Genomic DNA, 17102 nt, shown 5'->3' with positions numbered 1-17102 from the left:
TAGAAGAAGGCAAAATGTTCGACGGTTCCTCCATCGCTGGCTGGAAAGGCATCGAAGCCTCCGACATGATCCTGATGCCGGACGACAGCACTGCCGTTCTCGACCCGTTCACCGAAGAGCCGACCCTGATCCTGGTTTGCGACGTGATCGAGCCTTCGACCATGCAAGGCTACGACCGTGACCCACGTGCGATCGCCAAGCGTGCCGAGGAATACCTGAAGTCGACCGGTATCGGCGACACCGTATTCGTTGGTCCAGAGCCTGAGTTCTTCATCTTCGACGAAGTGAAGTTCAAGTCCGACATCTCCGGTTCGATGTTCAAAATCTTCTCCGAACAAGGTTCGTGGATGTCCGACCAGGACGTGGAAGGCGGCAACAAAGGCCACCGTCCAGGCGTCAAAGGCGGCTACTTCCCTGTTCCGCCGTTCGACCACGACCACGAAATCCGTACCTCCATGTGCAACGCCATGGAAGAAATGGGCCTGGTCATCGAAGTTCACCACCACGAAGTGGCGACTGCCGGTCAGAACGAAATCGGCGTGAAGTTCAACACCCTGGTAGCCAAGGCTGACGAAGTTCAGACCCTGAAGTACTGCGTACACAACGTTGCTGATGCATACGGCCGCACCGCGACCTTCATGCCTAAGCCTCTGTACGGCGACAACGGTTCGGGTATGCACGTTCACCTGTCCATCGCCAAAGATGGCAAGAACACCTTCGCTGGCGAAGGCTATGCCGGCCTGTCCGATACCGCTCTGTACTTCATCGGCGGCATCATCAAGCACGGTAAGGCTCTGAACGGCTTCACCAACCCGTCGACCAACTCCTACAAGCGTCTGGTCCCAGGTTTCGAAGCGCCAGTGATGCTGGCTTACTCGGCTCGTAACCGTTCGGCTTCGATCCGTATTCCTTACGTGTCCAGCCCTCGCGCTCGCCGTATCGAAGCTCGCTTCCCGGATCCGGCAGCTAACCCGTACCTGGGCTTCGCTGCACTGTTGATGGCTGGCCTGGACGGCATCCAGAACAAGATCCACCCTGGCGACGCAGCTGACAAAAACCTGTACGACCTGCCGCCTGAAGAGGCGAAAGAGATCCCACAAGTTTGCGGCAGCCTGAAAGAAGCCCTGGAAGAGCTGGACAAAGGTCGTGCGTTCCTGACCAAAGGCGGCGTCTTCAGCGACGACTTCATCGACGCTTACATCGCTCTGAAAAGCGAAGAAGAAATCAAGGTTCGTACCTTCGTACACCCACTGGAATATGAGCTGTACTACAGCTGCTGATCCGGTAGCGCCGCGCTACGCGGCGTGACAAAAGAGAGGCCTCCTTCGGGAGGCCTTTTTTATGGGCGACCGTCTGTCGTCGGATGCTCGGTTGCGTGCATCATGGCCTTCATCCGATAAAGCCGAGATGCCCCATGCGCCTACGTACATGCCTTGCCCTGCTCACCGCCCTGCTGGCCAACAGTGCTTTTGCCAGCCCGGCACCTGCCGCCCTCGCCCCGTTGCTTGGCACCATCGAAGAACGCCTGGCGATTGCCGATCAGGTCGCGCTGAGCAAATGGGACAGCGGCAAACCTGTCGAAGACCGGCAGCGCGAGCGCGAAGTCATTGCCGGTGCTGTCGCTCTGGCACCTGCCTATAAATTGAGCAACGAAGCCGTCGAACAGTTCTTCTCGGCGCAGATCGAGGCCAACAAACTGGTGCAATACGCGCACCTGTCTGACTGGCATGCCCAAGGCAAGGCGCCCAATGATCCTCGCCCCGATCTCATCGGGCAGATCCGCCCCCAACTTGATCAGTTACAAAAACGCCTGCTGCAACAACTGGCCGATTTCAGCCCTTATCGCAACGACCCGCAGTGCCCGTCGTGGCTGGCCAAGGCCAATAAAACCGGCGCCCAAGCGCCACTGCGAAAACTCGCCCAGGTACGCGCCACCGCCGAGTTGTGCAGCGCCAGCCGCTGAGCCGGTCTGCCGGCGTGCGCTGAAGTGCTCTATGCTGTCGCCATGAACGGAACAGGGCCGGACACTTGCCCAACGGCCAATGGAAGCCTGCAATGCGCTCATTGTTGTTATGCCTGCTTGTGCTGATCGCCCTGCCCGCCGCCGCGCAGATCTACAAATACACCGACGCCAACGGCAACACCGCGTACAGCAATCAACCGCCCGATGGCGTAAAGGCTCAGCCCGTGGAGTTGCCACCGCTCAACAGCGTCGAGCTTCAACCTCCGAGCGAACCTGTAGCGCCTGCGCAAGCCAGTAGCCGCGAACAGCCCGGCAGCGCCTATCAAGTACTGGAGCTAACCGGCTTGCCCACCGAAGAAGCCCTGCGCGCCAACAACGGCACGTTCACGGTCAGCGCATTGATCCAACCGCGCCTGCAAGGCTCTCATCGATTCAGGCTGTTACTGGACGATCAACCCTACGGCCAACCGAGCAACGTGCCGATTCTGCAACTGGTGAACATCGACCGTGGCGAACACCGCCTCGCGGTTCAGGTGATCGATGGGCAAAACGTGGTGCAGCAGAGCCCCACCGTGACCTTCACCGTACAACGGGTGCATAAGCCTTGAGGTGCTGGTTGTTGGTCGCATGCCTGATCAGCCTGCCGGCAATGGCCGAGGTTTTCACCTACATCGACGCCCAGGGCAATCGGGTCTTCACCGATCAGCCGGGCACCCGTAATGCCAAGCGTGTACCACTGGCGACCAGCAATCGGATGTCGGCCAACCCGAGCAGCACCGCGCCAATGACGGCCACGAAAGCCAAACCACTGTTTCATTACGACATGCTTCGTGTGCTGGTGCCGGACCCGGATGCCACGATCCGTAGCACTGCCGGTGAATTGATCGTCAGCGTTACCAGCGAACCCGGCCTGCAACAGGGCCATCGCTATCGCCTGCTACTGGATGGACAACCCACCGCCGAGCCTGGCCCGAGCCCGGTGTTCGCCCTGAGCAACATCGATCGCGGCAGCCACAACCTGTCGGTGGAAATCCTCGACGAACAGGGCCGTACCGTCGAACGCACGGCCAATCAACCCTTCCACATGCAGCGCATTTCCCTCGCGCAGAAACGTCAGGTCAAACCCTGCGTCCTTACCGACTACGGCCAACGGCCGGAATGCCCCCTCAAAGACAAACCCGAAGAAGAAAGCTCCTTCTGGCGCTAATGCCCGTGTAGGAGCCAGGCTTGCCGGCGAAAGCGCTCTTAAGGACGCCTTCGTCGGCAAGCCTGACTCCTACATGTCCGACCTTCCGGCGCTTCTTTTACTTCGTTCAGGTTTGCGCACTATATTGGTGCAATAGAGTGCACAGTACTCACAACACAACCCATTTTGGTTCGAAAGTACCCGTAAAAGCTGGCAGAACGCCACGCAAATGAGCGTTAAACGCCTGTTTCAGGCTCTAAACGCTTCTTTTCGGAGCCTTGGTTTGGTTTTTGCATTTTCCCCGTATCGGCGCGTTATTCATGCGCATGCCCTGCTCCAAAAGAGGTCCTGATGACCATTAGCGACGCACTACACCGCTTGCTACTCGACAACCTGACCACCGCAACCATTCTGCTCGACGCCGAACTGCGCCTTGAGTACATGAACCCGGCGGCGGAAATGCTGCTGGCCATCAGCGGCCAGCGTAGCCATGGACAGTTCATCAGCGAGTTGTTCACCGAATCCACCGAGGCGCTGAACTCCCTGCGCCAGGCAGTCCAGCAGGCGCACCCGTTCACCAAGCGCGAAGCGATGCTCACCGCCCTAACCGGCCAGACCCTGACCGTCGACTACGCCGTGACACCGATCCTGAGCAATGGCAATACGCTGCTGTTGCTGGAGGTTCACCCGCGTGACCGCTTGTTGCGGATCACCAAGGAAGAGGCGCAGCTGTCGAAGCAGGAGACCAGCAAGATGCTGGTACGCGGCCTCGCCCATGAAATCAAAAACCCGCTCGGCGGGATTCGTGGCGCGGCTCAGTTGCTCGCCCGTGAATTGCCGGAAGAAAGCCTGCGCGATTACACCAACGTCATCATTGAAGAAGCCGATCGCCTGCGCAATCTGGTGGATCGCATGCTCGGCTCCAACAAATTGCCGTCACTGGCCATGTGCAATGTCCATGAAGTGCTGGAACGCGTAGGTCAGCTGGTAGAGGCCGAAAGTCAGGGCTGCATCACTTTGGTGCGTGACTACGACCCAAGCATTCCGGATGTGTTGATTGATCGCGAACAGATGATTCAGGCCGTCCTGAACATTGTGCGCAACGCGATGCAGGCCATCAGCAGCCAGAACGAGCTGCGCCTCGGCCGCATCAGCTTGCGGACCCGCGCCATGCGCCAGTTCACCATCGGTCACGTGCGCCACCGCCTGGTGACCAAGATCGAAATCATCGACAACGGCCCGGGGATCCCCGCCGAGCTGCAGGAAACCATCTTCTTTCCCATGGTCAGCGGTCGCCCGGACGGTACCGGGCTGGGCCTGGCCATTACCCAGAACATCATCAGCCAGCACCAGGGCCTGATCGAATGTGAAAGCCATCCAGGCCACACCACGTTCTCGATCTTTCTGCCACTGGAACAAGGAGCCACATCGACATGAGCCGTAGTGAAACCGTGTGGATCGTCGATGACGACCGTTCTATCCGTTGGGTCCTGGAAAAAGCCTTGCAGCAGGAAGGCATGACCACGCAAAGCTTCGACAGCGCCGACGGCGTGATGAGCCGCCTGGCGCGCCAGCAGCCGGACGTGATCATCTCCGACATCCGCATGCCGGGTGCCAGCGGCCTGGACCTTCTGGCACGGATTCGCGAACAGCACCCACGACTGCCGGTCATCATCATGACCGCGCACTCCGATCTGGACAGCGCTGTCGCGTCCTATCAGGGTGGCGCGTTCGAATACCTGCCCAAGCCATTCGACGTCGACGAAGCGGTTTCACTGGTCAAGCGCGCCAACCAGCACGCTCAGGAACAGCAAGGCCTGGAAGTCCCGGTCGCCCTGACCCGTACGCCAGAAATCATCGGCGAAGCGCCGGCGATGCAGGAAGTGTTTCGCGCCATCGGGCGCTTGAGCCACTCCAACATCACCGTGCTGATCAATGGCGAATCCGGTACCGGTAAAGAACTGGTGGCCCACGCCCTACACCGTCACAGCCCACGGGCGGCCTCGCCGTTCATTGCGCTGAACATGGCGGCGATTCCGAAAGACCTGATGGAATCCGAGCTGTTCGGCCATGAGAAAGGCGCGTTCACCGGCGCGGCCAACCTGCGTCGCGGGCGTTTTGAGCAGGCTGATGGCGGCACACTGTTCCTCGATGAAATCGGCGATATGCCGGCGGACACTCAAACGCGCTTGCTGCGGGTATTGGCGGACGGTGAGTTCTACCGTGTCGGCGGTCATGTGCCGGTGAAGGTCGACGTGCGCATCATCGCCGCGACTCACCAGAATCTGGAAACCCTGGTGCATGCCGGAAAATTCCGTGAGGACTTGTTCCATCGCCTCAACGTGATCCGCATCCACATTCCACGGCTGTCGGACCGTCGCGAAGACATCCCGACCTTGGCCAAGCATTTCCTCAGCCGCGCCGCGCAAGAACTGGCAGTGGAACCGAAGCTGCTGAAAAGCGAAACCGAGGAATACCTGAAGAATCTGCCGTGGCCAGGCAACGTGCGTCAGCTGGAGAATACCTGCCGCTGGATCACGGTGATGGCTTCGGGTCGCGAAGTGCACATCAGCGATCTGCCGCCAGAGCTGCTGAGCCTGCCGCAGGATTCGGCACCGGTGACCAATTGGGAGCAAGCGTTGCGTCAGTGGGCTGATCAGGCGTTGGCTCGCGGCCAGTCGAGTCTTCTGGACAGTGCCGTGCCAGCCTTCGAGCGGATCATGATCGAAACCGCCCTCAAACATACCGCCGGCCGCCGCCGCGACGCTGCCGTGTTGCTGGGTTGGGGCCGCAATACCTTGACGCGCAAGATCAAGGAATTGGGGATGAAGGTTGATGGTGGGGATGATGATGAGGGGGATGAGGGCTAGTCAGGCCTTCGTCGTTCTCTGGATCCATTCGCGGGCAAGCCTCGCTCCTACAGATCCGGTGTGAACCCCGAATGGTGGTTAACGCCGAACCTGTAGGAGCGAGGCTTGCCCGCGAAGCTTTTGGGGCCACCGTGCACCGACTGAATGCACCATGAACCGCAATCGAGCACGACAACCGATCTGAAACCCCGCCTTCATTTGCAAAAAAAACCATAACGCAGAAACACAAAAGCCCCGAATTACGGGGCTTTCAGCGCTGCTGGGCGGCTTTCTGTTGCAACTTGTTAAAAACTGGCACGCCCCCTGCAATAGTTCATTCAGTGATTCGATTCACTACCCAGTTTCGGGGACCTTGGTACAGGCAGGCCGGGGATTCCCCTCTTTACACCAGGCTCATACCGCAATTGCGACGAGCCCATCCCGTTTTGGGGTCCTTGGTACAGGCAGGCCGGGGATTCCCTCTTTACACCGGGCTCACGCCGCAATGCGCGAGCCCTACCGTTTTGGGAACCTTGGTACAGGCAGGCCGGGGATTCCCTCTTTTATTGCTCTCGGAGATGGATCTCCAGCCGCCAGCGGTCATCGACCTCGCTACCGGCCCACTCGCCCTGCAGCGGCCGGGCCGCCACCAGCGTCAGCAACAGTCCCCCATCACTCAAACGCGTTCGCCAGTTCACGTCCTTGCCGTTGAGCTTGAGCTGACCTTTCTGTGCCTTGCCTTGCGCCTCGAACAACAGCGCCACGCTGCCGTCGACTATCTCGCCGTGGGTTTTGGGTTCGTTGTTGAACCACACCACCAGTCCATCGTTCGTCACCTCGACTTGCTCTAAAACACTGGGGTCGGGCGCGGTCAGGCGACCGATCATCAGGCCCACCATCACCCCGACAATCGCCAGCGAAGCCATCACCCTTGGGAATAGTTTCGAACGAGGGTCCTTTGGCGGCGTAGAATGCCCGTCATCTTTACCTTCGGAGCCGTGCATGTTTCACGTCATCCTTTTCCAACCAGAAATTCCGCCGAATACCGGCAACGTTATCAGGCTGTGCGCCAACAGTGGCTGCCACCTGCATTTGATCGAACCGCTGGGCTTCGAGATGGACGACAAGCGTCTGCGCCGGGCCGGCCTCGATTACCATGAGTATGCCACCCTGCAACGCCACGCAGACCTCGCCAGCTGTCTGGAAAGCCTCGGCCATCCCCGGCTGTTCGCCTTTACCACCAAGGGCTCGCGGCCCTTTCACGACGCCAGTTTCGCCGAGGGCGATGCCTTCCTGTTCGGCCCGGAAAGTCGTGGCTTGCCGGCCGAGGTGCTCGATGCCCTGCCTAGCGAACAACGCCTGCGCCTGCCGATGCGCGAAGGCTGTCGCAGCCTGAACCTGTCCAACACCGTGGCCGTCGCGGTTTACGAAGGCTGGCGTCAACTCGGGTTCAAGTAACACCGCATAACAAATGTGGGAGCGGGCTTGCTCGCGAAGGGGCCATAACATTCAACATCTTCGTTGACTGTTACACCGCTTTCGCGAGCAAGCCCGCTCCCACATTGGACTTGCTTTGACGCACAGACCGCTTACTGAACGGTCGGAGTCTCGCCAGCCGCCTGCATACGTTGCAGCTCTTGTGCGTACAGCGCGTCGAAGTTCACCGGGGCCAGCATCAGGGCCGGGAACGAACCGCGGGTCACCAGGCTGTCCAGGGTTTCGCGAGCGTACGGGAACAGGATGTTCGGGCAGAACGCGCCCAGGGTGTGGCTCATCGAAGCGTCATCCAGGTTCTTGATCAGGAAGATCCCGGCCTGTTGCACTTCAGCGATGAATGCCACTTCTTCGCCGTTTTTCACGGTGACCGACAGGGTCAGCACGACTTCGTGGAAGTCACCTTCCAGCGCCTTCTGGCGAGTGTTCAGATCCAGACCGACACTCGGCTCCCACTGCTGGCGGAAGATCGCCGGGCTTTTCGGGGCTTCGAAGGACAAGTCACGTACGTAGATGCGCTGCAAGGAGAATTGCGGTGCGGTTTCTTCTTCGCTAGCTGCAGTGTTCTGTTGGTCAGTCATCTCAGATCCTTTCTGATCTCGGGTCTTGTAGGGTTGGCTATTTCAAGTAAGGCAGTCAGGCCTTGAGCAGGGCGTCGAGCTTGCCGGCGCGCTCCAGGGCAAACAAATCATCACAGCCACCAACGTGGGTGCTGCCGATCCAGATCTGCGGCACGGACGTACGCCCGGCCTTCTGAGCCATCGCGGCACGCACCTGCGGCTTGCCATCGACCTTGATCTCTTCGAAGGCTACGCCTTTGTTCTCGAGCAGGTACTTGGCTCGCGAGCAATAAGGGCAGTAATCGCTGGAATAGACGACGACGTTGTTCATATCACTTCACCAGCGGCAGATTGTCGGCTTTCCAGCTGGAAATACCGCCAGACAGCTTGGCGGCGGTGAAGCCGGCTTTCATCAGTTCGCGGGCATGAGTGCCGGCAGTCTGGCCCATGGCGTCGACCAGGATGATGGTCTTGGCCTTGTGCTTTTCCAGTTCGCCGACGCGAGCGGTCAGTTTGTCGTGAGGAATGTTCAACGCGCCAACAATGTGACCAGCGGTGAAATCCTTGGTCGAACGAATGTCGATCACAACGCCCGCGTCCTTGTTGACCAGCCCGGTCAGTTCACCGGTGCTCAGGCTGCGGCCGCCGCCTTGCATCTGATAAGCGATCAGCAACGCCAGCAGTACGACGAAGATACCGACGAGCAAATAGTGGTTAGTGGCAAATTCAATCAGGTGAGCAACCATCGAAGGAGGTTCCAGGGCGTTAAAATGTCGGCCAGTATACACAGCCACTATGGTGGGCCAAACCCCGTCCGGCGGTGACGGCGTCGGAACTTCGCTTTAAACTCCTACTCCCTTTTCCATCGCCCTCTTTTAATTCAGCCACGAGTGGAATCCATGACTACCACGCCTAAACCTTTGGTCCTGATTATTCTCGACGGCTTCGGTCACAGTGAGAGCCCTGAATCCAACGCCATCTATGCGGCGAAGAAGCCCGTACTGGACCGCCTGTGGGCTACCGTACCGAACGGCCTGATCTCGGGCAGCGGCATGGACGTCGGCTTGCCGGACGGCCAGATGGGCAACTCCGAAGTCGGCCACATGAACCTTGGCGCCGGCCGCGTGGTGTACCAGGACTTCACCCGCGTGACCAAAGCGATCCGCGACGGCGAGTTCTTCGAGAACCCGACCATCTGCGCCGCGGTGGATAAAGCCGTTGCTGCCGGCAAAGCCGTGCACTTCATGGGCCTGCTGTCCGATGGCGGCGTTCACAGCCACCAGGATCACCTGGTCGCCATGGCTGAACTGGCCTACAAGCGCGGCGCCGAGAAAATCTACCTGCACGCGTTCCTTGATGGCCGTGATACGCCACCGAAAAGCGCTCAGTCGTCGATCGAGTTGCTGGACGCGACCTTCGAAGCCCTCGGCAAAGGCCGGATCGCCAGCATCATTGGCCGTTACTACGCCATGGACCGCGACAACCGTTGGGATCGCGTGTCCCAGGCCTACAACCTGATTGTCGATGGCGCCAGCGAATTCAATGCCGCCACCGCACAGGAAGGCCTGCAAGCCGCTTACGAGCGTGGCGAAAGCGACGAATTCGTCAAAGCCACCAGCATCGGTGAGCCGGTGAAAGTCGAAGACGGCGACGCCGTAGTCTTCATGAACTTCCGCGCCGACCGCGCTCGCGAGCTGACCCGCGTGTTCGTCGAAGACGATTTCAAGGAATTCGAACGCGCTCGCCAGCCAAAACTGGCCGGTTTCGTCATGCTGACCCAATACGCCGCCAGCATTCCCGCGCCGTCGGCCTTCGCCGCGAGCAGCCTGGACAACGTGCTGGGCGATTACCTGGCGAAAAACGGCAAGACGCAGCTGCGCATCGCCGAAACCGAGAAATACGCCCACGTGACTTTCTTCTTCTCCGGCGGTCGCGAAGAACCGTTCCCGGGCGAAGAACGCATCCTGATCCCGTCGCCGAAAGTCGCCACCTATGACTTGCAGCCCGAGATGAGTGCCCCGGAAGTCACCGACCGCATCGTCGATGCCATTGAAAACCAGCGCTATGACGTGATCGTGGTCAACTACGCCAACGGCGACATGGTCGGCCATAGCGGCGTATTCGACGCGGCAGTCAAAGCGGTTGAATGCCTGGACCTGTGCGTCGGCCGTATCGTCGATGCGCTGGAAAAAGTCGGCGGCGAAGCCCTGATTACCGCTGACCACGGCAACGTCGAGCAAATGTCCGACGAAACCACCGGCCAGGCCCACACGGCCCACACCACTGAGCCGGTACCGTTCATCTATGTCGGCAAGCGGGACTTCAAGGTCCGCGACGGCGGCGTGCTGGCGGACGTCGCGCCGACCATGCTGATGTTGCTGGGGCTTGAGAAGCCTGTGGAAATGACCGGGACTTCGATTCTGGTGTAATCCGCCCTATCAAACACCGCCAAACCCCTGTGGGAGCGGGCTTGCTCGCGAATGCGGTGTATCAGTCGACATCAACGTTGCCTGACACACCGCATTCGCGAGCAAGCCCGCTCCCACATTGGTTTTGCGGTGTTTTTTTGTCCAGTTATCACACAACCCCAATTGGGCATTTTTTTTGCTGCGCTTGGCGGGCATACTAGGCCGTCCCTTTCCCTGGTGTCGCCCGCCTCTATGCTTCGCGTCCTGATAGCCCTTGCCCTGACTTGCCTGCTTCAACCGGCCTTTGCCGACGAGCGCACGCAAACCCAACAACAGTTGGACGCCACGCGTCAGGACATTGCCGAGCTGAAAAAATTGCTGGGTAAACTCCAGGAAGAAAAATCCGGGGTGCAGAAAGACCTCAAGGGCACCGAAACCGAGATGGGCAAGCTCGAGAAGCAGGTCGAAGCCCTGCAAAAAGAGCTGAAGAAAAGCGAATCCGAGCTGCAGCGACTCGATGCCGAGAAAAAAAAACTCCAGAGCGCGCGCATTGAACAGCAGCGACTGATCGCCATCCAGGCCCGCGCGGCCTATCAGAATGGGCGTCAGGAATACCTCAAGCTGCTGCTCAACCAGCAGAACCCGGAAAAATTCGCTCGCACCCTCACCTATTACGACTATCTGAGCCAGGCCCGCCTGGAGCAGCTGAAGAATTTCAACGAAACCCTGCGCCAACTGGCCAATGTCGAAAAAGACATCGCCATGCAGCAGGCGCAATTACTGGTTCAAAAAAGCAGCCTCGACAGCCAGCGCGACGAACTCGACAAGGTCCGCAAGGAGCGCCAGCAAGTCCTGGCCAAACTCAGCGACGACGTGAAGGCCCGCGATCAGAAACTGGCGGCGCGCGAGCAGGATCAGGCAGATCTGTCTAAAGTCCTTAAAACCATTGAAGAAACCCTGGCCCGTCAGGCCCGAGAGGCAGAAGAAGCGCGGCAAAAAGCGCTGATCGCCCAGCAGGAAGCCGAAAAAAAGCGTTTACGTGAGGCTCAGGCTGAAGCAGATGCCACTGACGCCCCACGCAAAACCGTTAAATCGACACCCGGCGCATTGGTTTCAAGTTCAGGCGAAACCTTTGGCGGCCCCTTTGCTTCCACCCGCGGCAAACTTCCATGGCCGGTTGATGGTCGACTGCTGGCGCGCTTCGGTGAAAGCCGTGGTGACGATGCCCGCACCAAATGGGACGGCGTGATGATCAGCGCCTCCGCCGGCAGCCAGGTGCATGCCGTTCACGGCGGCCGCGTGGTGTTTGCCGATTGGTTACGAGGCGCCGGGTTGCTGGTGATCCTCGACCACGGTAACGGTTTCTTGAGTCTTTACGGTCACAACCAGACGCTGCTCAAGTCTGCGGGTGACGTGGTAAAAGCCGGTGAGTCCATCTCCACTGTCGGTAGCAGTGGCGGGCAGGACACACCAGCGCTGTATTTCGCTATTCGTCAGCAGGGTCACCCGAGTGATCCAGCGCAATGGTGTCGCGCGCAAGGATAGGCGTTGAGTCACCTACATTAGGAGTTCGTTCGACATGCTGTATTTGTCCCGCCTTACCTCGCTGGCCCTGACGATTGCCCTGGTGATCGGCGCACCGTTGGCGTTTGCCGCTGAGCCTGCCCCGGTGATCGCACCTGCGGGCACTGCTGCGACCACCAAGGCGCCATTGCCGCTGGACGAGTTGCGCACTTTTGCCGAAGTCATGGATCGGATCAAGGCCGCCTATGTGGAGCCGGTGGACGACAAGACCCTGCTGGAAAACGCCATCAAAGGCATGCTCAGCAACCTCGACCCGCACTCCGCGTACCTCGGCCCGGAAGACTTCGCTGAATTGCAGGAAAGCACCAGCGGCGAATTCGGCGGCCTGGGCATCGAAGTCGGCGCCGAAGACGGTTTCATCAAAGTGGTTTCGCCCATCGATGACACCCCGGCCTCCAAGGCGGGCATTCAGGCCGGCGACTTCATCGTCAAGATCAACGGCCAGCCGACTCGCGGCCAAAGCATGACCGAAGCCATCGACAAGATGCGCGGCAAGATCGGCCAGAAGATCACCCTGACCCTGGTACGCGATGGCGGTGCGCCGTTCGACGTAACCCTGGTCCGCGCCATCATTCAAGTGAAGAGCGTGAAGAGCCAACTGCTGGAGTCCGGCTACGGCTACATCCGCATCACCCAGTTCCAGGTCAAGACCGGCGAAGAGGTCTCCAAGGCCCTGGTCAAGCTGCGCAAGGACAACGGCAAGAAGCTCAGCGGCATCGTCCTCGACCTGCGTAACAACCCGGGCGGCGTGCTGCAATCGGCGGTGGAAGTGGTCGACCATTTCATCACCAAAGGCCTGATCGTCTACACCAAGGGCCGCATCGCCAACTCCGAATTGCGCTTCTCCGCCACCGGCAAGGACGAAAGCGAAGCCGTGCCAATGGTCGTGCTGATCAACGGCGGCAGTGCCTCGGCCTCGGAAATTGTTGCCGGCGCCCTGCAGGATCAGAAACGCGCCGTGGTCATGGGCACCACCAGTTTCGGCAAAGGCTCGGTGCAGACCGTGTTGCCGCTGAACAACGAGCGCGCACTGAAAATCACCACGGCGCTGTACTACACGCCGAACGGCCGCTCGATCCAGGCTCAGGGCATCGTCCCGGACATCGAAGTGCGCAGGGCCAAGATCACCAACGAGCAGGACGGCGAATACTTCAAGGAAGCCGATCTGCAAGGTCACTTGGGCAATGGCAACGGCGGCGCCGATAAACCGACCGGTTCCGGTGGCAAAGCCAAGGCCATGCCGCAGGATGACGATTACCAGTTGGCCCAGGCCCTGAGCCTGCTCAAAGGGCTGAGCATCACCTCCGGCCGCTGAAATGCGCCTGCGGTTGCTCCTCGGCCTGCTGTGTTGTCTGGCGGGTGTCGCTCACGCGGCGCCTGCCACGACGGCGGCCACACCGGCGAAGGCTTATCTGAGCCTGATCATCGATGACCTGGGGCAGAACCTGCTTCAGGATCGCCGCGTGCTGGCGCTGCCCGGCCCGGTCACTGCGGCGATCATGCCCGACACCCCCCACGCCACCGAGTTCGCCCGCGAAGCCCATCGCGCCGGCAAGATCGTCATCCTGCACATGCCCATGGCCCCGGCCACCGGGCCGTTCGCCTGGCATCCCGAATTGCCCATCGAAGAACTCGAGAAGCGCTTGAACGCGGCGTTCAAGGCTGTGCCGTATACCGCTGGTATCAACAACCACATGGGCAGCCGCATGACCGCCCAGCAACCGGCCATGGCCTGGCTGATGGCCGACTTGCAGCGTCGACACAAGTTCTTCGTCGACAGCCGCACCAGTGCACAAACCGTGGCCGCCGCCGAGGCGCAGAAGATCGGTTTGGCGAGCGTTTCGCGGGATGTGTTCCTCGATGACGAGCCCACTGAAGCCGCGATTTTCACTCAGCTACAAACGGCTATCAGCCTGGCGCGCAAGCAGGGTTCTGCGGTGATGATCGGGCATCCGTATCCGCAGACATTGGCGGTGCTTGAACGTGAATTGCCCAAGCTCAAGGCTCAGGGCATTGACTGGATCGATATCCAACAAATGATCAGCGTGCGCGGCAATCGCGCGACGGCGGCACATGGCAAGGATGGCCAGTACCGCCTCCCGACCGCCCGGTAATTGCTCGCTCCCCACTCCATTTCGCGATAACTATTTATACCTGTCGGCACACAGACGCGTGCCACGATAGCGCTCACCCCGAATTTCATCACCAAGGAATGGACATGAAATATCTCAGCTTGTTTTGCTTCACCGGCCTGATTGGCCTGCTGGCTATTTCCGCCGTGCAGGCCCGCGACCTGGGCGAAGGCGCTGTCAACGACTCGCCGTCAAGGGCACTGCAAAACAGCAAACATTTTTATGAAATCTGGAGCGGCGTGGGACGACTCAGTCTCCACTCGGGCGAGACTTGCAGCGCCGTTCTACTGGATACGCGAAACAGGCAAGGCCGGGCCACCGGCCCTGCTTACCTGCTCACCAGCGGTCATTGCGTATTCTTTGGGTACGGTTCGGCGCGGACCAATCTGCCTTTGAAAGCCAGCGTCACCTTCCGCTACTTTCATGACGTACCACAGCGTAAGCGCCAATACGCCATCCGAACTGCCCGATGGAGCAGTCTGGTCGGGACCGATCTTGCAGTACTGGAGGTAGACGCAACTTTGGCGTCGCTGATACAGGCCGGGATCAACCCGCTCAAGCTGGCCTCCCATCAAACCTACGAAAGTCAGAATGCGCTTAACGTTGGCGCGCCGGGCGGCTTTACCGAACAGGGGCTTCGATTGAGCGCCTGTGCAGAACAAACCGCCGGAACGTTTATCGATCACCCTGGGGTTTTCCCTTTGGCCATGAAAAACAGCTGCGATCTTCACGCCGGCAGCTCCGGTAGCCCGATGCTGAACCGCCGCACCAATGAAATCACCGGCATCGTCAGTAAAGTCGGGATCTCGCGCAATACCCCGGCGCCGCCCGATTGTGAGCACTCGACGTCTTGCAAGGCCGCCCGTTTCAACTACAGCTACTCGGCCAACTTCCTGCACAAGTGCTTTATTGACGGCGTTTTTACCCGCGATGGGGCTCAGTGTTCGTTGGAGCCGGTCGAGCTGACTGTCATGGAGCCCTGGAAGCTCAAGTCATACGTTTATAGAACGCAAAATGCGGATGAGCAGATCGTATTGCCTACGTGGGACTTCAGGTTCTCCCTCGAGGCGCCCTTCTACCGCTACAAAACGGTCCACAACGCTCGGGATTGTCAGGCGCCACGCAACTATAGCGCCGCCATCCGCGCTGAAGATGCTTACATCAATACTGAAATCGGGCCACAAAGCGGCGCCTATGCGCTCTGTATTATCGGTGTCGCCTCACGGGAACAGCAGCTGACAAGGGCGACATTGAATAACGTGTTTACAAGTGCCATGTACTTGAGCGCGACGCCGGACGCTGCGTTTCAGACCCCATCGAGGTAATGGCTACAGATAGCGCCCCATGATGTCATCAACAATGCCTTCCTTGCGCAGTTGATCCAGCGCGGCTTGCAGCTTGGCGACAGTTTCGTCCGGCACGTCTTTGTTCAGCGCCAGGTAGAGCTCGGCGCTGTTGAAGCGCAGCACGGTCTTGAGCCCGTTCACGCCTTCCTGGCGCGCCAGGTAGCGGCCTGCCGGGTCACCCGTGGCCCACAGATCAATCTGGCCGTTGACCAGTTTTTTTGCATTATCTTGATCGCGCAGCACAACAATCGGTTTCAATCCTTGCTTGGCCAGTGTCTCGGCAATCGCATCGCCCTTGTAGGCGCCGATCTTGTATTTGCGTGCCTGCTCCAGCGACTCGAGGGTGATCTTGCTATCGGCCTTGGCCAGCAGGATCCAGTCGTCCGGGCCGATAGGGCCGACCCACTTGAAGAGTTTCTCGCGGTCCGGCAACCGTGCCATCACGAACACGCCATAGCCAGGTTTTTCCAGAGCGAGTTTGTAGATTCGCTCCCAAGGGAAACGCAGTGTCAGGCTGTAGGTAATGTCGGCGCGTTTGAACATCTCGCGGACGATATCCACGGCGATGCCATTGATATTCTCGTCCTGAGCAAAATTCTTGCCGTTCTTCGCCATGTTGTACGGCGGGAAGTTTTCCGTCAGCAACACCAGACCGGTGCCGGGATTTTCTTCGGCGTGAACTCCGTTGATGAACAACAGAGAAGCGCTGGCGAGGACAAGAAGAAGACGTTTAAGCATGTCGGGCTACCGGAATCCATGGCGTGCCCAAGAGTGCCTTGAGCCCGCCATACTGTCCACTGGCCTGTTTAACGCATCACGATGCCGCGATGAGCCATGTAAGCCTTGGCTTCCTGCACGGTGTATTCGCCGAAGTGGAAAATACTCGCCGCCAGCACCGCGCTGGCGTGGCCTTCGAGGATGCCGTCGGCCAAGTGCTGCAAGTTGCCAACACCGCCGGACGCGATCACCGGAATCCCCAGCGCATCACTGATGGCGCGGGTGACGCCCAGGTCGAAGCCGTTTTTCATGCCGTCCTGGTCCATGCTGGTCAGGAGGATTTCACCGGCGCCGAGACCTTCCATCTTCTTCGCCCACTCAACGGCGTCGAGGCCGGTTGGCTTGCGACCGCCATGGGTGAAGATTTCCCAGCGCGGGGTTTCGCCCGGACCGGACACTTTCTTCGCGTCGATGGCGACGACGATGCACTGCGAGCCGAAATGCTGGGCCGCTTCGCCGACGAATTCCGGGTTGAACACTGCTGCGGTGTTGATCGAGACCTTGTCCGCACCGGCATTGAGCAAGTTACGGATGTCCTGCACGGTACGCACGCCGCCGCCCACGGTCAGCGGGATGAACACCTGGCTGGCCATGCGCTCGACGGTATGCAGCGTGGTGTCGCGACCGTCGACGCTGGCGGTGATGTCGAGAAAGGTAATCTCGTCGGCACCTTGCTCGTCGTAGCGACGGGCGATTTCCACCGGGTCGCCGGCGTCGCGAATATTCTCGAACTTGACGCCCTTGACCACCCGGCCGTTATCCACGTCCAGGCAAGGGATGATGCGTTTGGCCAGCGCCATGGT

Annotated in this window: 18 protein-coding genes; 12 read left to right on the top strand and 6 right to left on the bottom strand. The window is 59.6% G+C overall.

Features of this window, described 5'->3' with window-relative positions:
- The first annotated feature begins 14 nt into the window (after nt 1-14).
- From glnA to ntrC, 6 genes are all read left to right on the top strand, one after another.
- Nucleotides 15-1280 carry a type I glutamate--ammonia ligase gene (gene glnA / locus ACIPLA_RS05240; protein ID WP_401172068.1) on the top strand — a complete coding sequence of 422 codons (1266 nt, stop codon included), beginning with the start codon at nt 15-17 and terminating at the stop codon, nt 1278-1280.
- 134 nt (nt 1281-1414) lie between these two features.
- Nucleotides 1415-1963 carry a chorismate mutase gene (locus ACIPLA_RS05235; protein WP_401172050.1) on the top strand — a complete coding sequence of 183 codons (549 nt, stop codon included), beginning with the start codon at nt 1415-1417 and terminating at the stop codon, nt 1961-1963.
- Between the two features lie 92 nt (nt 1964-2055).
- On the top strand, nt 2056-2571 hold the full coding sequence (locus ACIPLA_RS05230) for a DUF4124 domain-containing protein (protein WP_218396970.1): 516 nt from the start codon (nt 2056-2058) through the stop codon (nt 2569-2571).
- On the top strand, nt 2568-3170 hold the full coding sequence (locus tag ACIPLA_RS05225) for a DUF4124 domain-containing protein (protein ID WP_401172046.1): 603 nt from the start codon (nt 2568-2570) through the stop codon (nt 3168-3170). The genes ACIPLA_RS05230 and ACIPLA_RS05225 overlap by 4 nt, the downstream gene beginning before the upstream one ends.
- 330 nt (nt 3171-3500) lie before the next feature.
- The gene (glnL, locus tag ACIPLA_RS05220; protein WP_008068785.1) at nt 3501-4586 is read left to right on the top strand and encodes a nitrogen regulation protein NR(II); all 1086 of its coding nucleotides are present in this window, start codon (nt 3501-3503) and stop codon (nt 4584-4586) included.
- Nucleotides 4583-6019, top strand: coding sequence for a nitrogen regulation protein NR(I) (gene ntrC / locus ACIPLA_RS05215; protein WP_007897405.1), 1437 nt, complete (start codon nt 4583-4585; stop codon nt 6017-6019). The genes glnL and ntrC overlap by 4 nt, the downstream gene beginning before the upstream one ends.
- A 542-nt stretch (nt 6020-6561) precedes the next feature.
- On the opposite strand, the gene ACIPLA_RS05210 is transcribed toward ntrC, so the two are convergent.
- Nucleotides 6562-7002, bottom strand: coding sequence for a hypothetical protein (locus ACIPLA_RS05210; RefSeq protein ID WP_218396966.1), 441 nt, complete (start codon nt 7000-7002; stop codon nt 6562-6564).
- On the opposite strand from ACIPLA_RS05210, the gene ACIPLA_RS05205 reads away from it, so the two are divergent.
- Nucleotides 7001-7456 carry a tRNA (cytidine(34)-2'-O)-methyltransferase gene (locus ACIPLA_RS05205; protein WP_008068783.1) on the top strand — a complete coding sequence of 152 codons (456 nt, stop codon included), beginning with the start codon at nt 7001-7003 and terminating at the stop codon, nt 7454-7456. The genes ACIPLA_RS05210 and ACIPLA_RS05205 overlap by 2 nt on opposite strands.
- Before the next feature lie 131 nt (nt 7457-7587).
- Here the strand turns inward: ACIPLA_RS05205 and secB are convergent, their stop codons facing one another.
- Genes secB through ACIPLA_RS05190 form a run of 3 tightly spaced genes read right to left on the bottom strand, consistent with a single transcriptional unit; the run spans nt 7588 to nt 8798 of the window.
- Nucleotides 7588-8073 carry a protein-export chaperone SecB gene (gene secB, locus ACIPLA_RS05200; protein ID WP_007897410.1) on the bottom strand — a complete coding sequence of 162 codons (486 nt, stop codon included), beginning with the start codon at nt 8071-8073 and terminating at the stop codon, nt 7588-7590.
- A 55-nt stretch (nt 8074-8128) separates the two neighbouring features.
- Nucleotides 8129-8383, bottom strand: coding sequence for a glutaredoxin 3 (gene grxC, locus ACIPLA_RS05195; RefSeq protein ID WP_053153180.1), 255 nt, complete (start codon nt 8381-8383; stop codon nt 8129-8131).
- A 1-nt stretch (nt 8384) separates the two neighbouring features.
- Nucleotides 8385-8798: a rhodanese-like domain-containing protein gene (locus ACIPLA_RS05190; RefSeq protein WP_007897412.1), complete on the bottom strand. Its 414-nt coding sequence runs from the start codon at nt 8796-8798 to the stop codon at nt 8385-8387.
- Between the two features lie 153 nt (nt 8799-8951).
- Here ACIPLA_RS05190 and gpmI point away from each other — a divergent pair, with 153 nt between their 5' ends.
- The 5 genes from gpmI (at nt 8952) to ACIPLA_RS05165 (ending at nt 15501) form a co-directional block, all read left to right on the top strand.
- Nucleotides 8952-10481, top strand: coding sequence for a 2,3-bisphosphoglycerate-independent phosphoglycerate mutase (gene gpmI, locus ACIPLA_RS05185; RefSeq protein WP_123500030.1), 1530 nt, complete (start codon nt 8952-8954; stop codon nt 10479-10481).
- 231 nt (nt 10482-10712) lie between these two features.
- Nucleotides 10713-12005 (top strand): murein hydrolase activator EnvC, encoded by a 1293-nt coding sequence (locus ACIPLA_RS05180; RefSeq protein ID WP_218396960.1) that lies wholly within the window; start codon nt 10713-10715, stop codon nt 12003-12005.
- A 34-nt stretch (nt 12006-12039) separates the two neighbouring features.
- Nucleotides 12040-13359 carry a S41 family peptidase gene (locus tag ACIPLA_RS05175; protein WP_401172040.1) on the top strand — a complete coding sequence of 440 codons (1320 nt, stop codon included), beginning with the start codon at nt 12040-12042 and terminating at the stop codon, nt 13357-13359.
- A gap of 1 nt (nt 13360) precedes the next feature.
- Nucleotides 13361-14158 (top strand): divergent polysaccharide deacetylase family protein, encoded by a 798-nt coding sequence (locus tag ACIPLA_RS05170; protein ID WP_401172038.1) that lies wholly within the window; start codon nt 13361-13363, stop codon nt 14156-14158.
- Nucleotides 14159-14262: 104 nt separating this feature from the next.
- On the top strand, nt 14263-15501 hold the full coding sequence (locus tag ACIPLA_RS05165) for a trypsin-like serine peptidase (protein WP_401172035.1): 1239 nt from the start codon (nt 14263-14265) through the stop codon (nt 15499-15501).
- Nucleotides 15502-15504: 3 nt separating this feature from the next.
- On the opposite strand, the gene ACIPLA_RS05160 is transcribed toward ACIPLA_RS05165, so the two are convergent.
- Together ACIPLA_RS05160 and hisF are read right to left on the bottom strand one after the other, a co-directional pair.
- The gene (locus tag ACIPLA_RS05160; protein ID WP_123500040.1) at nt 15505-16260 is read right to left on the bottom strand and encodes an ABC transporter substrate-binding protein; all 756 of its coding nucleotides are present in this window, start codon (nt 16258-16260) and stop codon (nt 15505-15507) included.
- Between the two features lie 68 nt (nt 16261-16328).
- Entirely contained in the window at nt 16329-17099 is a 771-nt protein-coding gene (hisF, locus tag ACIPLA_RS05155) for an imidazole glycerol phosphate synthase subunit HisF (RefSeq protein WP_007897430.1), read from the bottom strand.
- Between the last annotated feature and the right edge of the window lie 3 nt (nt 17100-17102).

The organism is Pseudomonas sp. NPDC086112 (assembly GCF_044746425.1).
Lineage (GTDB): Bacteria > Pseudomonadota > Gammaproteobacteria > Pseudomonadales > Pseudomonadaceae > Aquipseudomonas.
The sequence above is the reverse complement of the archived record's forward strand: the minus strand, read 5'-3'. Positions and strand labels throughout refer to the sequence as shown.